General features: G+C 31.0%; 22 protein-coding genes and 1 tRNA gene. 11 read left to right on the forward strand and 12 right to left on the reverse strand.

The annotated features are described in order from the left end of the window. Nucleotides 1-8 precede the first annotated feature (8 nt). The 6 genes from OZP06_RS07575 to OZP06_RS07600 all read right to left on the reverse strand — a co-directional run bounded on the left by OZP06_RS07575 (nt 9) and on the right by OZP06_RS07600 (nt 6,794). Entirely contained in the window at nt 9-1,454 is a 1,446-nt protein-coding gene (locus tag OZP06_RS07575) for an alginate export family protein (RefSeq protein WP_269224340.1), read from the reverse strand. A gap of 307 nt (nt 1,455-1,761) precedes the next feature. Continuing rightward, nucleotides 1,762-2,466 (reverse strand): Crp/Fnr family transcriptional regulator, encoded by a 705-nt coding sequence (locus OZP06_RS07580; protein WP_269224341.1) that lies wholly within the window; start codon nt 2,464-2,466, stop codon nt 1,762-1,764. 541 nt (nt 2,467-3,007) lie between these two features. Continuing rightward, nucleotides 3,008-3,517, reverse strand: a complete 510-nt coding sequence (locus tag OZP06_RS07585) for a nucleotidyl transferase AbiEii/AbiGii toxin family protein (RefSeq protein WP_269224342.1) — start codon at nt 3,515-3,517, stop codon at nt 3,008-3,010. Next, nucleotides 3,472-3,777, reverse strand: coding sequence for a hypothetical protein (locus OZP06_RS07590; protein ID WP_269224343.1), 306 nt, complete (start codon nt 3,775-3,777; stop codon nt 3,472-3,474). The genes OZP06_RS07585 and OZP06_RS07590 overlap by 46 nt, the downstream gene beginning before the upstream one ends. 19 nt (nt 3,778-3,796) lie before the next feature. Then, the gene (locus OZP06_RS07595) at nt 3,797-5,920 is read right to left on the reverse strand and encodes a Tex family protein (RefSeq protein ID WP_269224344.1); all 2,124 of its coding nucleotides are present in this window, start codon (nt 5,918-5,920) and stop codon (nt 3,797-3,799) included. A 52-nt stretch (nt 5,921-5,972) separates the two neighbouring features. Beyond that, a complete protein-coding gene (locus OZP06_RS07600) occupies nt 5,973-6,794 on the reverse strand; it encodes a Bro-N domain-containing protein (RefSeq protein ID WP_269224345.1) in 822 nt (273 codons plus the stop codon). An 89-nt stretch (nt 6,795-6,883) separates the two neighbouring features. Here OZP06_RS07600 and OZP06_RS07605 point away from each other — a divergent pair, with 89 nt between their 5' ends. Continuing rightward, the gene (locus OZP06_RS07605) at nt 6,884-7,162 is read left to right on the forward strand and encodes a DUF1294 domain-containing protein (protein ID WP_269224346.1); all 279 of its coding nucleotides are present in this window, start codon (nt 6,884-6,886) and stop codon (nt 7,160-7,162) included. A 69-nt stretch (nt 7,163-7,231) separates the two neighbouring features. On the opposite strand, the gene rpiB is transcribed toward OZP06_RS07605, so the two are convergent. Both rpiB and OZP06_RS07615 read right to left on the reverse strand, forming a co-directional pair. Then, entirely contained in the window at nt 7,232-7,663 is a 432-nt protein-coding gene (gene rpiB, locus OZP06_RS07610) for a ribose 5-phosphate isomerase B (protein WP_269224347.1), read from the reverse strand. Between the two features lie 734 nt (nt 7,664-8,397). Continuing rightward, nucleotides 8,398-8,631 carry a DUF2007 domain-containing protein gene (locus OZP06_RS07615; RefSeq protein WP_269224348.1) on the reverse strand — a complete coding sequence of 78 codons (234 nt, stop codon included), beginning with the start codon at nt 8,629-8,631 and terminating at the stop codon, nt 8,398-8,400. A gap of 107 nt (nt 8,632-8,738) precedes the next feature. On the opposite strand from OZP06_RS07615, the gene rnr reads away from it, so the two are divergent. From rnr to OZP06_RS07630, 3 genes are all read left to right on the forward strand, one after another. Beyond that, the gene (rnr, locus tag OZP06_RS07620; RefSeq protein WP_269224349.1) at nt 8,739-10,919 is read left to right on the forward strand and encodes a ribonuclease R; all 2,181 of its coding nucleotides are present in this window, start codon (nt 8,739-8,741) and stop codon (nt 10,917-10,919) included. Between the two features lie 38 nt (nt 10,920-10,957). Continuing rightward, the gene (locus OZP06_RS07625; protein WP_269224350.1) at nt 10,958-11,623 is read left to right on the forward strand and encodes a head GIN domain-containing protein; all 666 of its coding nucleotides are present in this window, start codon (nt 10,958-10,960) and stop codon (nt 11,621-11,623) included. A gap of 127 nt (nt 11,624-11,750) precedes the next feature. Next, a complete protein-coding gene (locus tag OZP06_RS07630) occupies nt 11,751-12,428 on the forward strand; it encodes a LysE family transporter (protein WP_281324435.1) in 678 nt (225 codons plus the stop codon). Between the two features lie 1,300 nt (nt 12,429-13,728). Here the strand turns inward: OZP06_RS07630 and OZP06_RS07635 are convergent. Further along, nucleotides 13,729-13,799: transfer RNA gene (locus OZP06_RS07635), tRNA-Cys, on the reverse strand. 84 nt (nt 13,800-13,883) lie between these two features. Next, entirely contained in the window at nt 13,884-14,252 is a 369-nt protein-coding gene (folB, locus tag OZP06_RS07640; RefSeq protein WP_269224351.1) for a dihydroneopterin aldolase, read from the reverse strand. 239 nt (nt 14,253-14,491) lie between these two features. On the opposite strand from folB, the gene OZP06_RS07645 reads away from it, so the two are divergent. The 4 genes from OZP06_RS07645 to OZP06_RS07660 all read left to right on the forward strand — a co-directional run bounded on the left by OZP06_RS07645 (nt 14,492) and on the right by OZP06_RS07660 (nt 18,092). Continuing rightward, nucleotides 14,492-16,588, forward strand: a complete 2,097-nt coding sequence (locus OZP06_RS07645; RefSeq protein ID WP_269224352.1) for a glutamine--tRNA ligase/YqeY domain fusion protein — start codon at nt 14,492-14,494, stop codon at nt 16,586-16,588. A 554-nt stretch (nt 16,589-17,142) separates the two neighbouring features. Then, complete coding sequence (locus tag OZP06_RS07650) at nt 17,143-17,472, forward strand: YtxH domain-containing protein (RefSeq protein ID WP_269224353.1); 330 nt, start codon at nt 17,143-17,145, stop codon at nt 17,470-17,472. A 12-nt stretch (nt 17,473-17,484) separates the two neighbouring features. Next, the gene (locus tag OZP06_RS07655) at nt 17,485-17,835 is read left to right on the forward strand and encodes a competence protein (RefSeq protein WP_269224354.1); all 351 of its coding nucleotides are present in this window, start codon (nt 17,485-17,487) and stop codon (nt 17,833-17,835) included. A 2-nt stretch (nt 17,836-17,837) separates the two neighbouring features. After that, on the forward strand, nt 17,838-18,092 hold the full coding sequence (locus tag OZP06_RS07660; protein ID WP_269224355.1) for a DUF6327 family protein: 255 nt from the start codon (nt 17,838-17,840) through the stop codon (nt 18,090-18,092). Nucleotides 18,093-18,111: 19 nt separating this feature from the next. On the opposite strand, the gene OZP06_RS07665 is transcribed toward OZP06_RS07660, so the two are convergent. Both OZP06_RS07665 and gltX read right to left on the reverse strand, forming a co-directional pair. After that, entirely contained in the window at nt 18,112-19,101 is a 990-nt protein-coding gene (locus tag OZP06_RS07665; protein WP_281238390.1) for an SPFH domain-containing protein, read from the reverse strand. A gap of 96 nt (nt 19,102-19,197) precedes the next feature. Further along, the gene (gltX, locus tag OZP06_RS07670; RefSeq protein ID WP_281324436.1) at nt 19,198-20,709 is read right to left on the reverse strand and encodes a glutamate--tRNA ligase; all 1,512 of its coding nucleotides are present in this window, start codon (nt 20,707-20,709) and stop codon (nt 19,198-19,200) included. A gap of 706 nt (nt 20,710-21,415) precedes the next feature. Between gltX and OZP06_RS07675 the strand changes: the two genes are divergently transcribed. From OZP06_RS07675 to mnmG, 3 genes are all read left to right on the forward strand, one after another. Further along, entirely contained in the window at nt 21,416-24,181 is a 2,766-nt protein-coding gene (locus tag OZP06_RS07675) for a hypothetical protein (RefSeq protein ID WP_348651444.1), read from the forward strand. Further along, nucleotides 24,178-24,597 carry an rRNA maturation RNase YbeY gene (gene ybeY, locus OZP06_RS07680; protein WP_269224357.1) on the forward strand — a complete coding sequence of 140 codons (420 nt, stop codon included), beginning with the start codon at nt 24,178-24,180 and terminating at the stop codon, nt 24,595-24,597. Before OZP06_RS07675 ends, ybeY begins: the two co-directional genes overlap by 4 nt. Before the next feature lie 387 nt (nt 24,598-24,984). After that, on the forward strand, nt 24,985-26,856 hold the full coding sequence (gene mnmG, locus OZP06_RS07685) for a tRNA uridine-5-carboxymethylaminomethyl(34) synthesis enzyme MnmG (protein ID WP_269224358.1): 1,872 nt from the start codon (nt 24,985-24,987) through the stop codon (nt 26,854-26,856). Nucleotides 26,857-26,905: the final 49 nt, after the last annotated feature.

Genomic DNA, 26,905 nt, shown 5'->3' on the forward strand with positions numbered 1-26,905 from the left:
TGATTCCATTATTTTTTGTTCAAAAAGTTGGGTTTAATATTCACCATCACATACGCCCATTGCGGAGTAAGATTTGCATTGGCTACATTTTTGACTTGTGCCGATGCCATAGAATTGGTAGCTTTCATTACAGAATAACCTGCTTCAATATTGACCATTTTGGTCAAGCTGTAATTCATTTTTAAATCCAATTCAGTTCCTAAATAACTGGTTTGTTTTCCTCCTGCTCCATTTGACAAAGAGTTAGCCGATTCAAAACCGTGCAAATCAGCAAAAAGGGTTAGGTTGTCTTTCAAGTTGTATTTGGCTTTCAAGAAGTAGTTTAACAAACCTTGTGCGCCAAAACCGCTTGGGGCATAGAAGTAATCCATAGTTCCCCAAAACTTGTGAGGCGTACCATAAAGCGGGTCAAATTGATTGTTGGTAGAGGTTGCTGTAACTGCTTTTGTACCATCATTTCCTGATAAATAATCAACGCCAGGACCTACAAATAATTTTCTGCCCACTTGCAAAGTCGTAGTAATCGAAGCCAGATTACTACTCAAACTACGACCATTTTTGTCATGTCCAAATTGGTGGTACACACTACCTTCTAGTTTCAGTTTTCTGGTTGGATTTACATTATAGTAGAAACCGGTAGTGTTACGGGTCCAGATTCCTTGCTCATTTACTTTGGTTGTCACCGCCGGAGTTCCCGTAGTTACATTGGTATATTTATTAAAATTATCACTTAAGAATAAAAAGGAAATGTCTCCAAAGAAAAATTTCTTAGCGATATAAGCATACTCCAATGATTTGTAATTGGTGCCCAAACCGTTTGTACCTGCGGTATAGCCAGAAGTTGCCGCTGGAACACCATTATAAATTGTTCCTACCAATTGCTCTTTGTTTTGGTTGAAAGCGGCTCCAAAATCGGCAGTCCATCCTTTATTGAAATATTTCAAGACAATCGCGTCGTGGTAACGCGCTTGTTGCAACCAGTCTAGTCCTCCTATTACTTTTTGATCATCATACGAAATCTCTTGACGTCCTATTTTTAAAGATAAATTTTGAATGTTACTTATAGTGTCGTTCAACATAATTTCTCCCCAAGCTTCGTGCAGTTGTACACCGTTATTTTCTGCTGTTGTAGTTTTGTTAATTGTTGAAGCATCTTGCCCCCAAACACGTACATCCTGAATGGCTACAAAAAACTTGAATCTGTATCCCGTAAAACCAACATTCAATCGCGTTCTTTGTGAAGTAAATATGGCAGTCTCAGCGTCTTTTGCTTGCAAAGTACTGTATCCGTCTCTAAATTCTGATCGTGTTCTTAACTGTCCTGTCGCGGTTAACTGTGCCTTGGCGGTATTGCAACCCAATAATGTTATAGTCAAACCTAATACCAAAGATTTTAAATTTCGGCCTTCTTTTAGTGCTTTTATTTTTTGTATTGTGGTAGTACTCTTTTGCATAATAAATTGGTTTTGATTAGTATGAAGCAAATATACATACGTATTAATACTTACGTATTTGCTTTTTACAGTATAAAACCTCTTTTTTACACAACAAAAAATATCCAGAAAACAATTCATTAACTGCGTTTACGCAATAATTTTTCGCGAAGTCCTTTGATTAATGGCATCAACCAATACTTATCTTTTAAACAGAAGCACGTATTTTGTAAAGCCTAAAAAATATTTTGCCAAAAAAAGGAAATATATTTCCACAAAAAAAGCCCCAAAAGGGCTTATTAAATTCAAAGTGTAAATCCAAAACTACTTAGACATACTTATGTTCCATAATTTCCGATTTCATTTTGTTAATTTGTTGCAAACCTATTTTCTTACCAACCGTTTTAATTAATTCCTCTCTTTTCAAACTCGAAATCACCCTAGTCACTTGCTCTTCGGTCGTACCAGCAAAATCGGCAATCTCTTTACGGGACAAATCAAGATTAATCAGCTCATTCTTTTGACCAAATTTTCGGTGAATGTATAATAAGGTATCAATCACGCGCTCTCTCACGTTCATGTGGGCGATTTTCCGAATGTTGTTCTCGCTCTTGTTTAATTCCTCGGCATAAAAAAGCATCATATCATAAGTGAATTCGGGAATATTTTGAAGAATGTCCATCATCACCTCATTATTAAAATTACACAAAATGGTATCCTCCAAGGCATAAGCTCCAATCAAATACCGATTGCTCGTTCCAAAACCCCTAAAACCAACCGTATCCCCATCGGTCGTAAACCTTACAATTTGTTCCCTGCCGTTGATTCCTGTTTTTACCGTTTTTACCTTTCCTTTTTGCACAAAATAGAGCCCCTGAATAGGTGCCCCCTCAATAATAAACTGTTGCGATTTCTTGCAGCTAAAACTGTGTTTCTTCTCTATATAACTTTGCATGTTGGACAAATGAATATGCTTTTTGATAAAACAATTTTCATTACTACAACTGTTGCAAATGGCTTGATTTTCTTTCATCTGTAGTTCTTTATTGTTTATTTTTTAATCCAATGAACAAATCTTGGTTAATTGACAAAATCAGTAAAAAAAATACTGTAACTGTCTTCTTTTGAAGTAAATATATGAGTTTTTCGCAATACACAATAGTTGGCACAACCCAACAGGCCGCCCAATCAGCTCGAAAAACAGCTTGCTTTTTGTGCATTCTTTATAAATGAGCACGAAAAAATAACATCAACTATCATTTCATCTACTTAGAATCGGTACATTTTTAGAAATCCGTAATTCTTTACACATAAGTAAAAATACGTAGTTTTATGTGTTTTGTAGTTTTTTACTGAAACAAAAATCCCAATCCAAAATGTTTGGATTGGGATTTTTTTGAATATTATTAGAAATTTTAATCGCCACCGCCAACTAAATACACTTTTTAGCATCAATAATCGCGACAAATACTTATAGTTTTAAAGCTTCCTCAATTATTTTTTGTTTGCAAATTTCCCAGTTAAAATCTTTGTGAAGCATTTTAGGATTTAATTGTTCATCGGCATCATCATAATTAGGACAAACTTTTCAAAACCATAAACTCCGAACCATCTGAATATTTAAGATTATAAAAATCAAGCATTTCTCGCATTGAAAATTTTTCCAACAAAAAATATAAGTCAATAAAATCCTTTTTTGAGCCACGTCCTGCAATTGCGTTTAATTTCATTGCTGCAATATCCATTGTAGACAACATTCTTATATGTCCAATTAGAATAGGATTTGATAACAAAGGGTATTTATAATTTACAAAATCAACTTTTATTCCGTTCACTTCAGCAATCAAAATATTTTTGGTGCTTTGAGTAACAATAACTTGACCGTAATCTTTTAGTTTATCAATAAATAGGTTTTGGTTTATTTCACAATTGCCAAACAAATCTATATCTATCGAATTTCTGTGACCCATTTGCAATGACAATGAAGTGCCGCCAACTAAATGATAATCAAGAAACAATTCTTCGCACATTATTTTTTTTAGGAGTTCCAGTAATTCGGGAACAACTGTCTGTGTTTGTAGCATCTGAATTCCTTTTTATCAATATTGAAAAGTGCCGCTAAATAAGAAAGTGTAACGGCATCCAAACTTCTTATATTAAGTGAAATTTCCTTAATTGTATTTAAACCATAGACGTCTTTTAATAAATTCCAATCTTTTATTAAGCCATGTTCTAATACTTTTTGAACTAAATGAATTTTATGTTTTTGAAAGTCAAAATCAGATAAATCAACATCCCAAAAAAGATGCGGAGAAAAATCGTCTATGCTTATTTCCTTCTTCATATAACAAAGATAATTATTTTTAGATCACCATTGTCAATTGAATCCTCTTTCTATCCTCGTCAACCTCCACAACTTTTACGGTAACATGTTGGTGTAATTTGACCACTTCATTCACATCGCTCACAAAACCAGCTTTGAGTTGCGAAATATGAACCAATCCGCTTTCTTTCACACCTATATCCACAAAACAACCGAAATTGGTAATGTTGTTCACAATTCCAGGCAAAATCATTCCGGTTCTAACATCTTTAATTGTTTTTACATTCGGGTCAAATTCAAAAACCGTCGCTGCTTTTCTAGGGTCCAATCCCGGTTTTTCGAGCTCTTTTATAATGTCTTTCAAAGTCAAAACTCCAATATCCGCCGTAATGTAGTTTTCAGGTTTTATCAAAGCTGTTTTTGCTGCATTGGCAATCAAATCGTTTACGGTCAATTTCAAATCTTTGGCCATTTTTTCAACAATAGCATATGCTTCAGGATGCACTGCCGAATTGTCCAAAGGATTCTTAGCATTCGAAATTCGGATAAAAGCAACTCCTTGTTGATAGGCTTTATCACCCAAACGAGGTACTTTTTTGAGTTGTTTTCTGTCAGTAAAAGGACCATTTTCAGAACGATACGTTACAATATTTTCGGCAAGCTTCTCTCCTATTCCACTCACATAACTCAACAAATGTTTACTCGCCGTATTGATATTGATTCCCACCGAGTTCACGCAACGAATCACGGTATTGTCTAATTCTTCCTTTAATTTGTTTTGATCTACATCGTGTTGATATTGTCCAACGCCAATCGCTTTTGGGTCAATTTTTACCAATTCAGCCAACGGATCGGACAATCTTCGTCCAATAGAAACCGATCCTCGCACCGTTACATCATAATTAGGAAACTCTTCTCTCGCAATCTTCGATGCAGAATATACAGAAGCGCCCGCCTCCGAGACAATAAAAACCTGAACTGGTTTGTCAAAAGCAATTTTCTTAATAAAGAATTCTGTTTCGCGTGAAGCCGTTCCGTTTCCTATCGATATCGCATCAATTTGATATGCATTGACCATCGAACGGATTTTTTTCATCGCCATGGCTTCCTCTTTTTGGGGAGCGTGAGGATAAATAGTTTCGTTGTACAACAAATCCCCTTTCTCGTCCAAACAAACAATTTTACAACCCGAACGAAATCCAGGATCTATTGCCAAAATTCTTTTTTCTCCTAACGGTGGTGCCAACAACAATTGCCCTAAATTATTAGCAAATACCTGAATCGAATTAATGTCCGCTTTCGCCTTTGCTTCCTGCAACGCTTCATTCGAAATTGCTGGATTCAACAAACGTTTGTAACTGTCTTCAATCGCCAATTGAATATGCGGCGTGGTACTGTTGTCTCCTTTTATAATTAATTCATCAATAATGTCGTAAGCATCATCTAGTTCTACATCTACTTTGAACTTGATAAAACCTTCGTTTTCAGCTCGCATAATAGCCAATAAACGGTGTGATGGCGCTTTGGTCAACGGTTCCGCCCATTCAAAATACTGATTGAATTTTTGGGCGCCTTCCTCCTCTTTTTTGGATTTAACTACCTTGGTCGTGATTGTCGCCTTGCGCTCAAACAATCGTCTCAACTGTTTTCTAACGTAAATATTTTCATTGATCCATTCGGCAATAATATCTCGCGCGCCTTGCAAAGCCGATTCCTCATTAATCACATTTTCATTCAAGTATTGTGTTGCCAAGAAATCAACATCATCCTTACTTTGCGCCATTATAATTTTCGCCAAAGGTTCCAATCCATTCTCTCTCGCTACATCGGCTTTGGTTCTTTTTTTCTTTTTATACGGCAGATAAAAATCTTCCAATTCCTGTAAATCAAAACTTTGTTGGATTTTTTTATCCAATTCCGGTGTCAATGCATTTTGCTCCTGAATCGATTTTAAAATCGCCTCTTTTCGTTTTACGATGACTTCGTATTCTTTTTGGAATTTGGCAATGTTCTCGATAAAAACTTCATCTAAGTTTCCCGTTTTGTCTTTTCGATAACGAGAAATAAAGGGAATCGTGCAATCTTCTTGTAATAATTGAACCGTATTTTGAATGTTGATTGTTGCTGTGGCAACGTATTTTGAAATGAATTGTAAGTTGGTCATTGATTATGCTGTAATTTTATTATCCTGTAAAAATAGAAAAAGGAATGTATTTCTATTCATTTAATTCTTTTTTTGCGGGAGGCAAAAAATTCTCGCCAGTTACTACGCTTTTACCAGTTTTATCTTCCAAAGCAATACGAGCATTTTTAGCAATAGCACCTCCTTTTTTGCTTGCTTTTGCATTTTCGATAAGCCCTTTGGCTTTATCGCTTTCGGCAATTTGTCTGGTAGAAAGTTCAGCCAATGCGGTAAAAATCAATTCTGCCTCACTCATGTGATCCCTAAGGTTTTGGGCTTCCAGACCCTTGACCTCTTTGTGTTTTTTTACAGATAATCCTGTCCACTCTTGATGAATAATATTGGTAAGCATTGCAAACTCGTCCTGCTTTTCAACTCCGCTTTCTTTCCAATAGTCGGTAAGTTTGTTTCTAGTTTCCTGTCCCGTCATTCGTTGCTGAATCCATTTTTCGCTTCGACCTAATTTTTGCCAATTTTCGCGGGCACGATCTAAACTTTGCGCTGGATCTGCTAATTCTTGCATGCGTTCATATCCAACTTTGGCTAACCATTGTTTGAAAGGTTCCGCTTTTGGAGAGGGAATGGATTGGATAAGACGTAATAATTTTTGTGTATCCAAACAATCTGTGTTATACTTTTTACCATCAGATGACTCAAATTTCAGTTGTACGATTTCATCGTACAACTGACTTCCTTCTTTAGTAAGTTTCTTTTTTAAATCCGTCCAATACCTTTTAGGTATAGTACTTCCCGTCAAAATTTCGATTACATCAATAACCGAGAAATACCAAATCTCTTTTTCAGCATCATAATGGCTGCGTACTTTTTTTTGTTCAAATAATTTAATTGGGCTCATACTACATACATTTTTAAGGCTTAAATAAAGACTTTAAATATAAGAAAAATAATAAACTTCTGCTATCTTTGACTTTTATTTCTATTTAAATGGTATTATTAATATTCACCTTTTTTCTTGTTAATTTAATTGCTTTTGTGTTAATAGGCTATGACAAAAAATTAGCAAAAAATAATAAAAGAAGAATATCCGAACAAACACTTCTGTTCTGGGTGGCGCTTGGTGGTACCATTGGTTCATTGCTTGCGATGTCGATTTTTCGACACAAAACGGCTAAAACAAGTTACTTGCTAAAATTTTTCAGTATTACACTAATTCAAATTTTGACTGTTTATTTATTGATATCAAACTACATTATTCAACTTTAAAAACAATAAAAGCCCAGTTTTAGACTGAGCTTTTACTAAATTTTGGTGCGAAGCACCCCGCGGATTTTATTATTGACAAGCAATTTTATTCACTCTATTTTGATGTCTTCCTCCTTCAAATTCGGTAGCTAAGAACGTTTCAACAATTTCTACAGCTTGCGGAATAGACGTAAAACGCGCTGGAATACTTACAATATTAGCATCATTATGCAAACGCGTTAAATAAGCAATCTCTTTAGTCCAACACAAACCGGCGCGAACACCTGCATGCTTATTAACAGTCATTGCAATTCCGTTTCCACTTCCGCAAATCACAATACCAAAATCAGCTTTACCTTCTTCAACATCCGTTGCAACAGGATGCCCAAAATCAGGATAATCAACAGAAGCTTCTGTATCTGTACCATAATTGGTCACTTGATGCCCTTTTGACTCTAAAAATTGAACAATTGCTTTTTTATAATCTGGTCCGGCGTGGTCATTCCCTATCGAAATTTTCATTTTTTCTGAATTAGTTTTTGAATTGCAAATTTAACCAAAGTATTTTAGATACAATACAAAAAGTATTTTTCAGTTGTAATAATAGATAAAGATTAAACTTCAAAATTCTATTTTTTAAATAAAAACACAACTAATTGATTATTAGAAATTTTGGAGTTTATTAACATTTTTATAAATATACAATAGTCTGCAAATCAGTACACAGAATATAATTATAATGTTAATATTTTGCATTGTTAATAGTAAAAGCTAACTACTTGATATTCAATTAACCTTAAGTTAACATAAAATGTTTATAACTTTGGATAGAATTTTAGAAGTTTTTTGAGTTTGTAAACAAAAAATAAGTAATCCAAAACCTATATCAGAAATCCAAATAAAGTTTAATGAATTTTTAGAAAAGTTATCAATACTTAAAATTGGGTTGTAAACAAAAAACACAAAGTCACTTATTTACAATTTATATAATTTTTGATTTGTTAACAGTTGTTAATTATTTTAAAAAACTCCCTAAAAACTAAATATTTAAGTATCAATAACGATGTTAATAACTCAATATAAAAACCTAAAACTTCATTTCAGCACATTTTTATAGAAATTTATAGTAACTATTAACACACTATAATAACCACCAAAAAATTAATTTAATTTAAATTTTCTTTTTGTTGTATTTAATATATGTTGACAACTTTGAAATTTGAAAACAAAAAAATTAAATTGAAAGTTTAAATTTTTTAAACAATTGAAAGTTTCGAATTCAAATTGTCTAGTATTTCTTGAACTTGTTCAAAATCGTTTGGATGCACTTTGAGTTGGATTCCGCCAAAAGCAAAGCTTGCCAACGGGTCAATGGAAACAATGTGTTCGTTTTCAAAAAAATAATGAATTCCTTCCTGATCCAAAATATGTCTAAGTACCACAATTTCATGTGGATAATTAAATATTGCAATCGTTTTAAAGTCTTTCATTTTATTTTTTTTATAAAAGTAATAAAGTTATTATTAGTTTAAAACTCTAAGTAGAATAGGGAATAGTGAATACAATTTTGTAATTTTAGACTTTTAAGAAAAGATACATGAGTAAAAGATTAAGAAAGCCGATAAAGAAAGAGAAAGATTTCTCAGATAAAATTATAAAAATATTATCGCAAAATGCCAATAAAGCATTTAATTATAAGCAAATAGGAGCAAAGTTAGAACTTGATGACACTCAAAGTCGCAATCAAATCATAAAGGATTTAAAGATTTTGGCCGCATCCAAAAAAATTATAGAATCTGAACCTGGAAAATATTTAATAAAAGCTGCCAGTAAAGAGTATTACGAAGGTACAATTGATATGACGGGTCGTAAAACGGCCTATTTCATTTGTCCTGAATTTGAAGAAGATGTTTTTATTCCATCCAATAATCTAAATCACGCTCTGGATAAAGATACCGTAAAAGTGTATGTTTATAACAAAAGAAGTGGTCGAAGAGCTGAAGGTGAAGTAATTGAAGTGATCGAAAGATATAAAACTGACTTTGTTGGAGTGATTGACATTCAAAAGAATTTCTCTTTTGTTTCGACTGCCAATCCTAAAATGTACACCGATATTTTTATTCCAAAAGATAAAATAGGGGAGGCGGAGCAAGGAGATGTTGTTTTAGTCCATATTGAGGATTGGCCATCCAGAGCCGATAGCCCTTTTGGAAAAGTGGTAAAAGTGCTTGGAAAACCAGGAGAACACGATACCGAAATTCATGCTATTTTGGCCGAATATGGATTACCAGCAGAGTTTCCTATTGAAGTAGAAACTTTTGCCCAAAAAATTGATACATCAATTGAAGCCAGTGAAATTGCCAAACGTCGTGACATGCGCGATACGTTGACTTTTACGATTGACCCAAAAGATGCCAAGGATTTTGATGATGCTTTGTCTTTCAAAAAATTAGAAAATGGAAATTATGAAATTGGAGTTCACATAGCCGATGTTTCTTATTATTTGGAAGAAGGTACCATATTGGATGATGAAGCCTATCAAAGAGCAACATCCGTTTATTTGGTGGATAGGGTAGTGCCAATGTTACCCGAAGTGCTGTCTAATTTTGCCTGTTCTTTGCGTCCTCAAGAAGAAAAATATACGTTCTCTGCTATTTTTGAAATCAGCGAGAAATGTCAAGTGGTGAACCAATGGTTTGGTCGTACTGTAATCTTCTCCGATCAGCGTTTTGCTTATGAAGAAGCGCAATACATCATAGAAACCAAGGACAATACAATTCCTGTTGATATTTCGATTACTGGAACTTCCTATGTAGTTTCAGATGAAATCGTGGCTGCTACCCTAAAAATGGATCAATTAGCCAAAATATTCAGAAGAAATAGAATGAACGAAGGAGCTATTTCTTTTGATAAAGTAGAAGTAAAATTCAATTTAGATCTAGAAGGAGAACCAGAAGGTGTTTATTTTAAAGTTTCAAAAGATGCCAATCATTTGATTGAAGAATTCATGCTTTTGGCTAATAGAAAAGTCGCTGAATACATTGGTAAACAAAAGAAAACTTTCATCTATAGAATTCACGATGAGCCCAATGAAGACAAATTAATAGCCATGCAAAATTTAATTGCTAAGTTTGGTTATAAAATTGATTTCAGAAATAAGGGTGATATTTCCAAATCATTGAATGCTTTGATGAAAGAAGTAAACGGTAAAAAAGAGCAAAATTTAATTGATACTCTTGCTATTCGATCCATGAGTAAAGCTAAATATTCTACGGATAACATTGGTCATTACGGTTTGGCTTTTGATTATTATTCGCATTTTACATCGCCTATCCGTCGTTATCCAGATGTTATGGTACACCGATTATTACAGTATTATTTGGATGGAGGTAAATCAGTAGATGAAGAAACTTATGAAGCAAAATGTTTACATTCTTCAACTATGGAAGGTTTAGCAACGAATGCTGAAAGGGACTCTATCAAATATATGCAAGTTAAATATATGCAGAACCATCAAGATCAAGAATTCTTAGGTGTTATTTCTGGGGTTACAGAATGGGGTATTTATGTAGAAATTATAGAAAATAAATGTGAAGGAATGGTTAGAACCCGTGACATAAAAGAAGATTATTATACATTTGACGAGAAGCAATATGCCTTAGTGGGTGCGAATTCTAATCGATTATTGCAGTTGGGTGATGAGATTTATGTTAAGGTTAAAAATGCTGATTTAGTTAAAAAACAATTGGATTTCAATTTTATAAAAAGAAATGAATAAGAATATACAAATGATATAAATAATTAAATTTTTATAAAATGAAAAAGATAATTGTAGTAAGTTTTATGTTTTTTATTCAGTTCGCTTTTACTCAAACAACCATTGAACTTAAGGATTTTGATGATGTAAAAGTATTTGATAAATTAAATGTTTCTTTAATTGCTTCAAACGAAAATAAAGCTGTTATCACAGGAATAAGTCATAATAAAGTCGAAGTTGTTAATAAGAATGGACTTTTAAAAATACGGATGCCTTTAACAAAGATGATGACAGGAGATGAAGCAAAAGTAGTTTTGTATTATAAAAAAATTCAGTCTATTGATGCAAATGAAGGAAGTACTGTAATCTGTGCCGATATTATCAAACAGACTACTTTTGATTTAAGTACTCAAGAAGGTGCTAGTATTACAGTGGTTTTAGATGTGGATAAAACGACAATTAAAGCGTATTCAGGCGGAATAATAATTGTAACAGGTAAAGCAGTCTCTCAAACTGTTTTAATCAATTCTGGAGGAATTTTAAAAGCAAGTGAGTTTGAAACATCCCAAACTAACGTGAGTATTGCTGCAGGTGGTAGTGCTGAAATAAAAGCCAGTACGCTCGTTGATGCAAAAGTTAAAGCTGGAGGAACTGTTATGATTTATGGTAAACCAAAAGAAATTAGACAGGAAACTCTAATGGGTGGAACTGTTATTCAGAAATAAGTTTCTGAGATACCTAAATTCTTATTTTCTCAATTTTGTATTTAATTTTAATATAGACTTAGTATCTTAGTAACTCTTAATAATTACTAGTAATTACTATTTTTTAATTTTTTAAAGTCATTTTTTAATGATAAACGATATTTTAACGGGTATTCCTTGGGGAGTTCTATTGAGTTTTATGATTGGCCCTGTATTTTTTATTTTACTGGAAACCAGTATTATTAAAGGATTTAGAGCTGCTTTGGTTTTTGATTTAGGGGTTGTTTTAGGAGATGTTTTTTTTATAACAATAGCTTATTTGGGTAGTTACAGATTGATTCAAAGTTTAAACGATAATTCTTCCTTGTTTATTTTTGGAGGATTTATTATGATGGCATATGGTTTCATTTCTTTTATTGGAACCAAAAAAGAAAAGAAAGTGAATACAAAAAACATCGATAATGAGATTATAAAAAAGAATTATCTGGGACTTTTTCTAAAAGGTTTTTTTCTTAATGTTATTAATATTGGTGTTTTAGGTTTTTGGTTGGCGGTTATTATTTCTGTAGGTCCAAAATTAGAAATGGAAACTTCAAGAGTTTTTACCTTTTTTATCTCTGTAATATTAACTTATTTAGGAATTGATTGTATAAAAATAGTTTTGGCAAAACAATTAAAACACAAAATGACGCCTACTAATATCTATAAAATTAAAAGGGGAATAAGTATAGTTTTAATGATTTTCGGACTGGTTTTAATCTTTCAGGGCTGGTTTCCCAAAGAAAAGCAAATGGTAAAAAATGCTTTTGAGAAAATAGAGAAATAATTTTTGAATAAAAAAATATATAGAAGAGGCTGTAATAAGTCTCTTTTTTTTTGCTAATAATTTGTAATTATTATAAATAATTTAATAAAAATAGCTAAAATTACTTTACTGGTTTTGATACTTCGTCCGGATTTGAACATAAATTTTACTTCATTTTTTATATAAATATCACAAAAATACGGCTTAATTACTTTAGTGATTTTGAGTCATTGTCCGGATTCGAACCTTAACTTTACTTCATTTTTTCTAAAAATTTGACATAAAAAAAACGGCTGAATTGCTTATGAGGTTTAGGGTTATCGTTTGGATTCGAACATAAATTTTATATCATTTTTTCTAAAAATGAGACATAAAAAATACGGCTAAAATTACTTTAGAGGTTTTAGCGGCATCGTCCGGATTCGAACCTTAACTTTACTTCATTTTTTCTAAAAATGAGACATAAAAAATACGGCTGAATTACTTTAGAGTTTTTAGCGGCATCGTCCGGATTCGAACATAAATTTTATATCATTTTTTCTAAAAATGAGACATAAAAAATACGGCTGAATTGCTTATGAGTTTTTAGCGGCATCGTCCGGATTCGAACCTTAACTTTACTTCATTTTTTCTAAAAATTTGACATAAAAAAAACGGCTAAAATTACTTTAGAGGTTTTAGAGGCATCGTCCGGATTCGAACCTTAACTTTACTTCATTTTTTCTAAAAAGGAGACATAAAAAATACGGCTAAAATTACTTTAGAGTTTTTAGCGGCATCGTTCGGATTCGAACCTTAACTTTACTTCATTTTTTATAAAAATTTGACATAAAAAAAACTGCTGAATTGCTTATGAGGTTCAGAGTTATCGTTTGGATTCGAACCTTAACTTTACTTCATTTTTTATAAAAATTTGACATAAAAAAAACTGCTGAATTGCTTATGAGGTTCAGAGTTATCGTTTGGATTCGAACCTTAACTTTACTTCATTTTTTCTAAAAATGAGACATAAAAAATACGGCTAAAATTACTTTAGAGTTTTTAGCGGCATCGTTTGGATTCGAACCTTAACTTTACTTCATTTTTTCTAAAAATGAGACATAAAAAAAAACGGCTAAAATTACTTTAGAGGTTTTAGCGGCATCGTCCGGATTCGAACCTTAACTTTAATTCATTTTTTCTAAAAATGAGACATAAAAAATACGGCTAAAATTACTTTAGAGGTTTTAGAGGCATCGTCCGGATTCGAACCTTAAGTTTACTTCATTTTTTCTAAAAATGAGACATAAAAAAAACCTCTAAATTGCTTTAGAGGTTTTAGAGGCATCGTCCGGATTCGAACCGGAGTAGGAGCTTTTGCAGAGCCCAGCCTAGCCGCTCGGCCACGACGCCATTGTTGAACGGATGGCAAAAGTAACTTAAAATTTTAAAGTTTAAAAGTTTAAAGTTAGTTTTTTTCTTTTTTTATCTCAATTCTTATAAATTATAAAAACGCTCTTCTTCCATTTCTATGGTAACCGCTTCTACATCACCACCAATAGGAGGATTTATTTTAGAAACACCTACTTTTATTTTTGAAATCATTTCAAGTTCTGCTAATGCTCTATCGATAATTCTTTTGGCTACATGTTCTAATAAATTAGATCGAATAGCCATTTCTTCTATTACAATTGTATTTAAATGAACATAATCTACCGTATCATTCAAATTATCCGACTCAGATGATAGTTTTAAATTAGTTCTTATTTCTAAATCTACACTGTAATCTGATCCTATTTTACCTTCTTCTATTAAACATCCGTGATATGAATATGTACGTATGTTTTTTAATTTTATTGTTCCCATTTTTTATCTTTTAGGATTTAAGTAATTTTTTAAAATCATTTTGATTTTAAATATTTATTTTATCAACGACATCATTTTTTCAATGATTTTTACATCTTTAATATTTTCTTTTTTTGTTAATTAAACAAAGTTTTTATACAAATGTATTAAAAATAAGGAACTGTTTTTTCTTTAAAGTCTATTATCTTATTGGCCATTATCTATCATCTATTTTTTATCTTTGCTAAAATTATTTAAAAATGGCATCAGAAGAGAAATCACTTCATTTTATTGAACAAATTATAGAAGACAGTTTAACTAACGGCTTTCCTCAAGACAAATTACGCTTTCGTTTTCCACCAGAACCTAATGGATATTTACACATAGGCCATGCAAAATCGATATGTCTTAATTTTGGATTAGGTTTAAAATATAATGCGCCTGTTAATTTACGTTTTGATGATACAAATCCAGCTAAAGAAGAGCAAGAATATGTTGATGCCATTAAAGAAGATTTAAAATGGTTGGGTTTCAATTGGACTGAAGAATTGTATTCTTCAGATTATTTTCAACAATTATATGATTGGGCTGTTACTATGATAAAAAATGGTAAAGCGTATGTTGACAGTCAGTCTTCTGAAGATATGGCAATTCAGAAAGGTACTCCAACTCAACCAGGTGTTGATGGTCCTTTTAGAAATCGTTCAATCGAAGAAAATTTAACGCTGTTTGAAGGAATGAAAAATAGCGATTATCCAGAAGGTAGTCACGTTTTAAGAGCTAAAATTGATATGGCTTCTACTAATATGTTAATGCGTGATCCATTGATGTACAGAATATTGCATCGTCATCATCATCGTACAGGAAATGAATGGAATATTTATCCTATGTACGATTATGCACATGGTGAAAGTGATTACATTGAACAAATTTCGCATTCTATTTGTACTTTAGAATTTGTAATGCACCGTGAATTATACGATTGGTTTTTGGATCAAATTTATGATTCAAATAAAGTTCGTCCGCACCAATATGAGTTCGCTCGATTAAATTTGAATTATACTGTAATGAGTAAGCGAAAGCTCTTGCAATTGGTTCAGGAAAATATAGTTAATGGTTGGGATGATCCTCGAATGCCTACTATTTCAGGTTTAAGAAGACGTGGTTATACTGCTGCTTCAATTCGTAAGTTTTGTGAGGTAATTGGGGTAGCTAAACGTGAAAATATAATAGACGTTTCTCTTTTGGATTTTTGTTTACGTGAAGATTTAAATAAAACAGCGCCAAGAGTTATGGCAGTTTTAGATCCTGTAAAAGTCATAATTACCAATTATCCAGTTGGAGTAGAGGAGTGGCTTGAAGCTGAAAATAATCAAGAAGATGAATCTGCTGGTTTTAGAAAAGTCCCTTTTTCTCGTGAATTATACATAGAACGAGATGATTTTCTTGAAGTAGCTCCTGCTAAATTTTTCCGTTTGAGTATAGGTAATGAAGTTCGTCTTAAAAATGGTTATATTATTAAAGGTGAACATGTTATAAAAGATTCTAAAGGGTTAATAACGGAGATTCATGTAACTTATGATGAGGATTCCAGAAGTGGGAGTGGGAGTGAAGCGAGTCAAAGAAAAGTTGCCGGAACTTTGCATTGGGTAGCTGTAAGTACAGCTGTTGAAGTAGAAGTTCGTTTGTATGATCGTTTGTTTATCGATGAGGCTCCTGACAGTCATAAGGAAAAGAGTTTTCTTGAATTTATGAATCCTTCTTCATTACAAATCGTTAAAGGTTTTGTAGAACCAAGTTTATTACATGCAAATATTGGTACTCATTTTCAATTTCAACGTTTGGGTTATTTTGTTGTTGATAAAGATACAATTGATTCAAATTTAGTTTTTAATAAAACAGTTGGTCTTAAAGATGCCTGGGAAGAGAAGGATAAAAAAGAATCTAATTTATTAATGCATACCCAAAAAGATATCAATAAATATGTAAAAGAAAAAGAGGAAAAAAATGCTTCTATACTTTTAAACAATATTGTTGATAACATTAAATCTATAGATAATTTTAGTTTGCTTTGTCAAACAGTTACAAAGAATGTAAAGAATGATAATAATTCTTTATTATTTGCCAATCTACTTTTACATTTTTCTGATAAAGTGACTCCCAAAGATATTGATCAAGATATACTTCATAAATTATATTCTATGTCTTTGAAAAGTCAATTAGCTAATGTTCGTATTTTCGTTTTATTGAATATTAAAAAAGATGCTGTTAATGATTCCTTTTTTGAATCACAAATCACAGATTTAAGAAATACAGAAAAGAATGAGAAAGTCTTGGAAGTATTAAATTCTATATAAACTAATTATAGTATTCATCTATTGAAAGCGCTTTTTTAAAAGCGCTTTTTTTATTATTATATTTTTATATTAATTATTTATTAGTAATAGATATTATTTATTAAAAACAACTTTTATATTTTAATTTTAAGACCTTTATTTGTTTATTTTATACATAAATATGTATTTTTAAAATTAGTATCTTAAAAGTGTTATTTTACGTTTTTTATTTTAAAAAAGCCTTTTTATCTCTTTTATTTATTGTTTTTTTTCCTTTTATAATTATATTGTAATTTTTTATTAATAATATAGATGTTATAATTATTTATTATTATTAATATATTCTATAATTATAACTAATTCAATAGTATTAACTGATTAAAATCAAGCTCTATATATCTTTTTTAAAGAACTATTTATTTATTGGAATGTTCTTATACGTTTTTGTGTATTTTAATCACTACGGATCTTTATTTTAACTTTTGTAGTCTTGTTTTACACTTTAACTGCTTGTTAACATACTCTTGTTAATAAAGTTGTAAATTTATATGTATAATTTTAAAAAAGTAATTATCATGTCAAATAATACTGGAAATACAATAGTTGCAATTTTAGCAGGTGCAGCAATTGGTGCAGGAATAGGAATTTTGTTTGCACCAGATAAAGGTTCTAAAACTAGAGAAAAGTTAAAAGATGGTTTTGATGATGCCAAACACAATCTTCAAGACAAATTGTATGATGTATCAGATAAAATAATTGGAAAAGTTTTAATTGCCAAAGATGATATCGATGGAAATTATGAAAATATTGTTTCCACTCTTAGTCATAAAACTGAAGATGTTATTTCTTTTTTAGAAAATAAACTTGCGGAACTTAAATTGAAAAATGCTAAATTTCAAAAATAAATTTTAGCATCTATGGCTTTTGATGAAATAAAAGAAAAAACAGAGAATATTCAAGATCAAGCTCATGCTTATTTTGAAACTTCAGCCTCATATTATAAGTTATGGGGTTTTAAGGTAGCTATGAAATCTACTACTATGATTTTAAAGTTTACTTTAATTTTGTTATGTTTTAGTATGGTTTTACTATTTGGTTCTGTTGCTGCAGCTTTGGCAATTGGTACTTATTACAATAGTTATGCTTTTGGTTTTCTTCTTATTGGTGGTTTTTATCTTGTTGCTACTTTTCTTTTATTTTTAGTTAAAGATAAAATAATTGAAGGTCCAATCTTAGAAAAATTTTCGGAAATCTTTTTTAATGATTAATTATGGAAACTAAAAAGTATTCATCCTACGCAGAAATTGATCGTGAATTAGAAATTTTAAAATTAGAAAAAGAAATTAGTTATCAAAAATTAGTTTTAAGTGTACAACAAACTAGAGATGCTATTACTCCTCAAAATATCGTTAGTGGTTTTCTAGCTCCCTACAAAGAAGCTATTCCTAATAAACTACTTGTAATTATTAAAACTATTGTTCCATTTATTATCAGTTATTTTCTAAATAGAAAAAGAGGCGATTAAGCCTCTTTTTCTATTTTTATTATATTTCATTTGTATCTGTTTCTGGTTGAATTGTTAAATCTGGATTTGTATACTTATCTTCTTTTTTTATTTTTACCTTAGGTTTGTTTTTTTTCATCATTTCACCTACTTGGTTAGATGCAGAAAAGGAGGCCACCATATTATTTAACATTTCACTTCCAGCTTGCGGTGAATTAGGTAACAGAATTAAGTTTGAATTTGCATCTGCTCCAATAGCCTGTAAAGTATCATAATGTTGTGTTACCACTATTAATGCTGAAGCTTCTTGTGAATTTATCCCTACTTTATTTAAAACATCTACACTTTCCACAAGTCCTTTTGCAATTTCTCTTCTTTGATCTGCAATACCTTGACCTTGCAAACGCTTACTTTCTGCTTCTGCTTTTGCTTTTGCAACAATTCTTATTCTTGATGCTTCTGCTTCATATTCAGCAACCGTTTTCTCTCTATCAGCAGCATTTATTCTGTTCATGGCATTTTTTACTTGAATATCTGGATCAATATCTGTTACTAACGTATTTATTATTGTATATCCATACGTTGTCATTGCTTCATTCAATTCCCTTTTAACAGCTATAGCAATATCATCTTTTCTTTCAAACACATCATCCAAAATTAACTTAGGAACTTCGGCACGTACAACATCAAACACGTAAGAGGTAATTTGATCATGTGGATATTCTAATTTATAAAATGCATCATATACGGTTTCTTTAACTACCATAAATTGTACTGAAACTTTTAGTTTTACAAATACGTTATCTTTAGTTTTTGTTTCAATAATAACATCCAATTGTTGAATTTTTAGATTTACTCTTCCGGCTATTCGATCTATTAATGGTATTTTCAATTGTAAACCAGATTGTCTTATACTATGAAATTTACCAAAACGTTCCACGATAATACTGGTTTGTTGTTTTACTGTAAAAAAGGAAGAGAGGAAAATAATAAATCCAAAAATGATTAAAAAAATTAGAGCAATGTTCATAGTTTCTGTTTTTTAGTTTGTACATGTTATACGTAAGAATAACTTTAAAGTTACAAATAAAAAAAGCTCCCAATTATTTGGAAGCTTTTATTTTTTTTAGAATGCGGTTATGGCATTTTGGAGTCTTGAAATCGTTTCTTGTTTACCAATGACTTCAACAATGTCAAATAGGTGAGGCCCTTTGAGTGCTCCTACTAAACTCAATCGGAAGGGTTGCATTACTTTTCCCATTCCAATTTCATTTTTGGTCATCCAATCTTTGACGATAGTTTCAATATTTATTGATGTAAAATCACTTATTTCTTCAAGTACGGATATCAATTCTTGCATTAATGCTGGCGTTTCGACTTTCCAATTTTTACTTGCTTTTTCATCATAACTTGTTGGTGCTATAAAAAAGAAATCACTCATTTCATAAAATTCAGAAACGAAGTCAGCTCTTTCTTTTATAAGAGATACAATTTTAGCTAAGTCAACTAATGAGAAATATCGATTCAAATCTTTCGATTCAATAATTTTAGAAAACTGTTCTGCCAATACCAGATCCTCTTGTTTCATTAAATACTGGTGATTGAACCATTTGTTTTTTTCTGGATCAAATTTAGCTCCAGATTTATGCACTCTTTTTAAATCAAAAGCTTGTGATAATTCTTCTATAGTAAACAGTTCTTTATCTGTACCGTCATTCCAACCCAATAAGGCTAAAAAGTTTATCACAGCTTCTGGGAAAAATCCTTTTTCTCTATAACCAGATGAAACTCCTTCTGTAGTTGTCCATTCTAGAGGAAAAACAGGAAATCCCATTTTATCTCCATCACGTTTGGATAATTTTCCGTTACCTATAGGTTTAAGTATTAAAGGTAAATGGGCGAATTCTGGTGCTTCCCAACCAAAAGCACGATACAACATTACATGCAAAGGCATTGAAGGCAACCATTCTTCACCACGTATTACATGTGTAGTTTCCATTAAATGATCATCTACAATATTAGCCAAGTGATAGGTAGGCATTCCATCACTTTTGAATAATACTTTATCATCTAAAAGATTGGTATCAAATTTTACTTCACCACGGATACTATCTTGTAAATGCAAAATTTCATTTACAGGTGTTTTAAAACGAATTACATAATCTTCATTATTTGCAATTCTTTTCACAGTCTCTTCTTTTGAAAGTACTAATGAAGTATCTAATTTTTCACGATTGTGATGGTTGTAAATAAATGTTTTACCCTCGGCTTCATGTTTTTTTCTATGGTTATCTAATGATTCTGCTGTATCAAACGCATAATAGGCATTTCCTGATTCAATCAATTGATCTGCGTATTGTCTGTACAAATGTTTTCTTTCGCTTTGTCTGTATGGACCAAATTTTTCATTCTTTCCAATCGTTTCATCAGGAGAAATTCCTAACCATTCTAAGGCTTCTAGTATGTATTCTTCTGCTCCAGGTACAAATCTGTTCTGATCGGTATCTTCTATTCGTAAATAAAAAGTTCCTCCATTTTTTTTTGCAAACAAATAATTAAATAAAGCGGTACGTACTCCGCCAATATGTAAAGGTCCTGTTGGACTAGGTGCAAAACGCACACGAACTGGTTTAGACATTATTATAAATTTTTTGCAAATATACAATTTCAATTTTCGTTTTAATAGATGTACTAATTGTTTATTCAATAGACTAATATTATGTTTTATTTACATTTTATTACGCATTAAAATTATTACTTTTATTGGTTATTAATTCAGTACTATAATTTTGGAACATTCTAATTTGATACAACAAAAACTTGAAGCTTTTATAAAGAAGTATTATACTAATGAATTAATTCGGGGAATCATTTTTTTTATTGGTTTAGGATTAATTTATTTTCTTTTTACTCTTTTTATTGAGTATTTCCTTTGGTTAAAGCCACAAGGAAGAACTTTGTTATTTTGGATTTTTATCATTGTTGAAGGTTTTTTATTAGTTCGTTTTATTTTTTTTCCAATTTTTAAAATTTTTAAATTTCAAGAAGGAATCGATTATACACAGGCTTCATTGATTATTGGAAATCATTTTTCTGAAGTAAACGATACTTTAATAAACTATTTACAACTGTCAAAATCGAATTTTTCAGTTGAAAATTCCGAATTATTATTAGCTTCTATTGATCAAAAAGCAAATGCTTTGCGACCAATACCTTTTGGAAATGCTATTAATTTTCGTGCTAATAAAAAGTTTTTACCGCTAGCTATTTTTCCAATTCTTCTTTTAATCTATTTTTTTGTTTCTGGAAATAGTTTAATTATATCCCAAAGTTTAAATAGGGTAGTGCATTTTAATGCTGCTTTTTCACCTCCAGCACCGTTTGTTTTTAGAATATTAAATTCAACTTTAGTTACTGAACAAGACAAAGATTTTATTTTACATATTAAAACTCAAGGTAAAATTGTACCTGAAAGTGCTATGATATTTATTGGTAAAGAAAGCTATTTTTTAGAAACTATTAAACCTGGTGAGTTTCAATTCAAAATCACAAAGCCTGTAAATACTATTTCATTTTATATTAAAGCCAATGATGTAGTATCTTCTGATTATGAATTAAAAGTTATAGCTGTTCCGACAATTTCTAATTTTCAAATGAATTTAGTTTATCCTGCTTATCTAAATTTAAAAAGCACTATTATTAAAGGTACTGGAAACGCCATTATTCCTGAAGGAACTCAAGTTACTTGGATAATAAGTACTAATGCTACACAGAATGTGATGTGGTCTAATGATTTTAAAACCTTTCCATTCTCAAAGAGTTCTAATTCTTTTCAATTGACTAAAAACATAGTTCAAAATACAGAATATCAAATAATTACATCAAATAATGCTATAAAAAACTTTGAAAAATTAAATTATCAAATAAATGTTATCAAAGATCAGTTTCCAACCATTAATATTACCAAAGCATCAGACAGCTTGGCTATTAGTAATGCTTATTTTATTGGTCAACTATCAGATGATTATGGTTTGTCAAAATTGCAAATTGTATATTACGAATCTGGAAAACCTGTAAATACCAAACGTGGAACAATTGCTATCAAACAGGCTACTTTTGATCAATTTGTTTTTGAATTCCCAAGTAATCTTGATTTAGTAAAAGGCACTAATTATGATTTTTATTTTGAGGTTTTTGATAATGATGCTATTCATCATTTTAAAAGTTCTCGTTCCAGTGTGTTTTCAAATCGAATTTTATCTGATGAAGAGAAACAAAATTCTTTGCTAAAAGAACAAAATAGTACTATCAATAGTTTGCAAAAAACGCTTTCTAAACAAGATAAGCAATTTTCGGACTTAGATAAATTACAACAAATGAATAAAGAAAAGAATGATTTAAATTTTAAAGATCGCCAAAAAATTAATGATTTTGTAAATCAACAGCAATTACAAAATAATTTAATGAAAGAGTTTGCTAATAAAATGAAGAACAATTTGGATAAATCGAATGTTAATCAATTTGATGATAAAAAAGAATTACTTCAAAAACGGTTAGATAATACAACTAAAGAATTTGATAAAAATAAAAAGTTATTGGACGAGCTTAATGAATTATACAAAAAAATAAAGGATGAAGACTTTGTACAAAAATTAGAAAAATATAAAGAAAACAGTAAAAGTCAAAATCGAAATCTAGCTCAATTAGTAGAGTTGACCAAACGTTATTATGTAGAAAAAAAGGCTGAACAATTAGCTGATAAATTACATAAATTATCTCAAAAAGAAGATAAATTATCTGAGAGTGATAAAGAAAATACGCTTGAGGAACAAAAGAAATTATCTGAAGAATTTGATGCTATTCAAGAAGAGTTGAAAAATTTAAACAAAGATAATGATGATTTAAAATCTCCTATGGATATTCCTTCTGATTTAGATATGGAGAAAAGTATAAAAGAAGATCTTAACAAAGCAAGTTCAGATTTGCAATACAACAATAAAACTAAGGCTAAACCAAGTCAAAAAAGTGCTGCAAAAAAAATGCAAGAAATGTCTAAATCAATTGAGAAGTCTATGGAAGATTCAGCTAAAGATCAAATTGAAGAAGATGTAAAAATGCTTCGTCAAATATTAGATAATTTATTAGCTTATTCTTTTTCTCAAGAGGACGTAATGAATCAATTTAGAGCAACTAAAATAGGTTCACCTTCTTTTAATAAATATATAAAAACACAACAGAATTTAAAAACTCAATTCAAACACATAGACGATAGTCTTTTTACATTGTCTTTACGTCAACCAAAAATTGCTGAATCCGTAACTAAGGAAGTCGCTAATGTACAATACAATATTGATAAATCAATTGAAAGTCTAACAGAATCCCAATTTTCTAAAGGTTTTTCACAACAACAATATGCAATTTCATCTGCTAATAAATTGGCTGATTTATTGAGTAATTCTTTAAATAGTATGCAAATGCAAATGTCAGGAAGTAGTAGCGGTAAGCCAAAACCAGGTCAAGGTTCAGGAATGCAATTACCTGATATTATAAAAAAACAAGGAGAATTGTCAGATAAAATTAAACAAGGAATGAAACCAAGTAGCAAACCTGGTGAAGGAAACAAACCCGGAGACAGTAATACTAAAGGCTCTCAATCTGGTAAAGGTCAAGGACAAAATGGTGATATAAATAGTGATGGTGAAGGTGACGCTAAAGCCACGATGGATATCTATAAACAGCAGCAGCAATTACGTGAAGCTTTACAAGAAGAATTAAATAAAAAAGGCTTAGGTAATAATGGTCAAAATACTTTAGAACAAATGAAGCAATTAGAAAAGCTGTTATTAAACAAAGGATTTAGTAATGAATCCATTCAAAAAATGAATAACATTAAACAAGAACTTTTAAAATTAGAAACTGCTATTCGATTGCAGGGTGAAGATCCAAAACGACAATCGGAGAGCAATTTAAAAAACTTTTCGAATCAATCTAATCCTTTACCTAAGGTTCTTTCAGATTATTTAAATAGCATCGAAATATTAAATAGACAATCGTTACCTTTGCGCTCGAATTTTAATCAAAAAGTTCAAGTATATTTTAAACATAAATGATCAATTTTAACTACGAATCCGATTTTAATTTAGATAACGAAGATGCAATTGCTACTTGGTTAAGCGCTGTTATTCTTTCTGAAAAGAAAACAGAAGGTGAAATTAATTATATCTTTTGTGATGATGAATACCTTCACAAGATTAACTTAGAGTATCTTAATCATGATACACTTACTGATATTATAAGTTTCGATTACACTATGGGTAATGAAATTAGTGGTGATATTTTTGTATCTATCGAAAGAGTTATTGATAATGCAAAAGATTATAATACTTTATTTGAAGACGAATTGAAACGCGTATTAGTTCACGGTGTTTTACATTACTGTGGATATAAAGATAAATCTTCATCCGATGAAAAACTTATGCGCAACAAAGAAGATGAAAAAATTGCTATGTTCCACGTGAAACAGTAGTTAAAAATCTAATAAAATTATATAAAAAAGCAATACGTTCCACGTGGAACGTTGTTAATTTTTTATTTTTTATTATATGTGTTTCACGTGGAACAAATATTTAGAATATTTAGAATATTTAGAATATTTAGAATGTTTAGAATGTTTAGAATGTTTAGAATGTTTAGAATGTTTAGAATGTTTAGAATGTTTAGAATGTTTAGAATGTTTAGAATGTTTAGAATGTTTAGAATGTTTAGAATGTTTAGAATGTTTAGAATGTTTAGAATGTTTAGAATGTTTAGAATGTTTAGAATGTTTAGAATGTTTAGAATGTTTAGAATGTTTCACGTGGAACGAAATTTTGATTTCCATAATTCCTATTAGTAGGATTAATATAAAAAGAGAATGTTTTTAGAAGAATACGATGTAATTGTGGTGGGAGCGGGTCATGCTGGTTCTGAAGCTGCAGCAGCAGCTGCTAATTTGGGATCTAAAACTTTATTGGTAACAATGAGTTTGCAAAACATTGCGCAAATGTCTTGTAATCCTGCAATGGGTGGAATTGCAAAAGGACAAATTGTTCGTGAAATTGATGCGCTTGGTGGTTACTCTGGGATTGTTTCAGACCGAACTGCAATTCAATTTAAGATGTTGAATAAATCGAAAGGTCCTGCAATGTGGTCGCCAAGAGTTCAAAGTGATCGTATGCGATTTGCCGAAGAATGGAGAATGATGTTAGAAGGAACGCCAAATCTTGATTTTTATCAAGAAATGGTAAAGGGGTTGATTATTGAAAATGGAAAAATTAAAGGTATTAAAACTTCGCTTGGAGTTGAGATTCGTTCCAAATCGGTTGTCCTTACTAATGGAACTTTTTTAAATGGTTTAATTCATATTGGTGAAAAACAATTTGGCGGAGGTCGTGCAGGGGAGAGTGCTGCGTATGGAATTACCGAAGATTTGATTAAAGCTGGTTTTGAAGCAGGGAGAATGAAAACGGGTACGCCACCTAGAGTTGATGGGCGATCTTTGGATTATTCAAAAATGAATGAAGAAAAAGGAGATGCAAAACCTGATAAGTTTTCATATTCTGATTTGACCAAACCTTTAGTTATTCAAAAATCGTGTCATATGACTTATACCTCAAATGAGGTGCATAATATTTTGAGAGAAGGTTTTGATCGCTCTCCAATGTTTAACGGAAGAATAAAAAGTATTGGTCCGAGATACTGTCCGTCTATTGAAGATAAAATTAATCGTTTTGCTGATAAAGAGCGACACCAATTATTTGTCGAACCTGAGGGTTGGAATACTTGTGAGGTTTATGTGAATGGTTTTTCAACTTCTTTGCCGGAGGATATTCAATTTAAAGCTTTGCGTTCTGTTGTTGGTTTTGAGAATGTAAAATTCTTTCGTCCAGGTTATGCTATCGAATATGATTATTTTCCGCCAACACAGTTGAAACATACTCTTGAAACTAAATTGGTAGAAGGTTTGTATTTTGCTGGACAAATTAATGGAACTACAGGTTATGAAGAAGCAGCTTCTCAAGGTTTGATGGCTGGTATCAATGCGCATTTGAAAGTACATGAACAAGCTCCATTAATTCTAAAAAGGGATGAAGCTTATATCGGTGTTTTGATTGATGACTTAATTACGAAAGGAACTGAAGAACCTTATCGTATGTTTACGTCTCGTGCGGAATATAGAACTTTGTTGCGTCAGGATAATGCTGATTTTAGATTAACACCACTTTCGTATGAAATTGGTTTAGCATCGGAAGCACGTTTGCGTAGAATGGAACATAAACTGAATGAGTCTGAAAAAATGGTTTCTTTCTTTAAGGAAACAAGTGTTTCTGTAGCTGAGACTAATCCTATTTTAGAATCTAAAGAAACGGCTCTTATTTCTCAAGGAGATAAAATGTTTAAAGTTTTTTCTAGGCCTCAAATCGATTTGGAAGATATTATGAAGTTTGAAAAGGTTAAGGAGTATGTAGCTGAAAATAATTTAGATCAAGAAATTTTAGAGCAAGCTGAAATTCAAGTTAAGTATTCTGGTTATATCGAAAAAGAAAGAAATAATGCTGATAAGCTTACACGATTGGAAGATGTGAAAATTCCAGAAAATTTCGATTATAATAAAATCAAATCGATGTCAATTGAAGCTAAACAAAAATTAGCTAAAATACGTCCTGTTACCATTTCTCAAGCTTCTAGAATTAGTGGAGTTTCTCCTAGTGATGTTTCGGTGCTTTTGATTTATATGGGCAGGTAGAGGATTTTTTTTATTGATTTTAGAGTTGCTTTATTGTTGTATAAATTTT

The sequence above is a fragment of the Flavobacterium sp. IMCC34518 genome (assembly GCF_027111095.2).
GTDB classification, from domain to species: Bacteria; Bacteroidota; Bacteroidia; order Flavobacteriales; family Flavobacteriaceae; genus Flavobacterium; species Flavobacterium praedii.

What these genes read in the sequence shown, in the direction of transcription:
- OZP06_RS07575 (WP_269224340.1), bottom strand. Translation starts at nt 1,454, where the DNA reads ATGCAAAAGAGTACTACCACAATACAAAAAATAAAAGCACTAAAAGAA.
- OZP06_RS07580 (WP_269224341.1), bottom strand. Translation starts at nt 2,466, where the DNA reads ATGAAAGAAAATCAAGCCATTTGCAACAGTTGTAGTAATGAAAATTGT.
- OZP06_RS07585 (WP_269224342.1), bottom strand. Translation starts at nt 3,517, where the DNA reads ATGCTACAAACACAGACAGTTGTTCCCGAATTACTGGAACTCCTAAAA.
- OZP06_RS07590 (WP_269224343.1), bottom strand. Translation starts at nt 3,777, where the DNA reads ATGAAGAAGGAAATAAGCATAGACGATTTTTCTCCGCATCTTTTTTGG.
- OZP06_RS07595 (WP_269224344.1), bottom strand. Translation starts at nt 5,920, where the DNA reads ATGACCAACTTACAATTCATTTCAAAATACGTTGCCACAGCAACAATC.
- OZP06_RS07600 (WP_269224345.1), bottom strand. Translation starts at nt 6,794, where the DNA reads ATGAGCCCAATTAAATTATTTGAACAAAAAAAAGTACGCAGCCATTAT.
- OZP06_RS07605 (WP_269224346.1), top strand. Translation starts at nt 6,884, where the DNA reads ATGGTATTATTAATATTCACCTTTTTTCTTGTTAATTTAATTGCTTTT.
- rpiB (WP_269224347.1), bottom strand. Translation starts at nt 7,663, where the DNA reads ATGAAAATTTCGATAGGGAATGACCACGCCGGACCAGATTATAAAAAA.
- OZP06_RS07615 (WP_269224348.1), bottom strand. Translation starts at nt 8,631, where the DNA reads ATGAAAGACTTTAAAACGATTGCAATATTTAATTATCCACATGAAATT.
- rnr (WP_269224349.1), top strand. Translation starts at nt 8,739, where the DNA reads ATGAGTAAAAGATTAAGAAAGCCGATAAAGAAAGAGAAAGATTTCTCA.
- OZP06_RS07625 (WP_269224350.1), top strand. Translation starts at nt 10,958, where the DNA reads ATGAAAAAGATAATTGTAGTAAGTTTTATGTTTTTTATTCAGTTCGCT.
- OZP06_RS07630 (WP_281324435.1), top strand. Translation starts at nt 11,751, where the DNA reads ATGATAAACGATATTTTAACGGGTATTCCTTGGGGAGTTCTATTGAGT.
- folB (WP_269224351.1), bottom strand. Translation starts at nt 14,252, where the DNA reads ATGGGAACAATAAAATTAAAAAACATACGTACATATTCATATCACGGA.
- OZP06_RS07645 (WP_269224352.1), top strand. Translation starts at nt 14,492, where the DNA reads ATGGCATCAGAAGAGAAATCACTTCATTTTATTGAACAAATTATAGAA.
- OZP06_RS07650 (WP_269224353.1), top strand. Translation starts at nt 17,143, where the DNA reads ATGTCAAATAATACTGGAAATACAATAGTTGCAATTTTAGCAGGTGCA.
- OZP06_RS07655 (WP_269224354.1), top strand. Translation starts at nt 17,485, where the DNA reads ATGGCTTTTGATGAAATAAAAGAAAAAACAGAGAATATTCAAGATCAA.
- OZP06_RS07660 (WP_269224355.1), top strand. Translation starts at nt 17,838, where the DNA reads ATGGAAACTAAAAAGTATTCATCCTACGCAGAAATTGATCGTGAATTA.
- OZP06_RS07665 (WP_281238390.1), bottom strand. Translation starts at nt 19,101, where the DNA reads ATGAACATTGCTCTAATTTTTTTAATCATTTTTGGATTTATTATTTTC.
- gltX (WP_281324436.1), bottom strand. Translation starts at nt 20,709, where the DNA reads ATGTCTAAACCAGTTCGTGTGCGTTTTGCACCTAGTCCAACAGGACCT.
- ybeY (WP_269224357.1), top strand. Translation starts at nt 24,178, where the DNA reads ATGATCAATTTTAACTACGAATCCGATTTTAATTTAGATAACGAAGAT.
- mnmG (WP_269224358.1), top strand. Translation starts at nt 24,985, where the DNA reads ATGTTTTTAGAAGAATACGATGTAATTGTGGTGGGAGCGGGTCATGCT.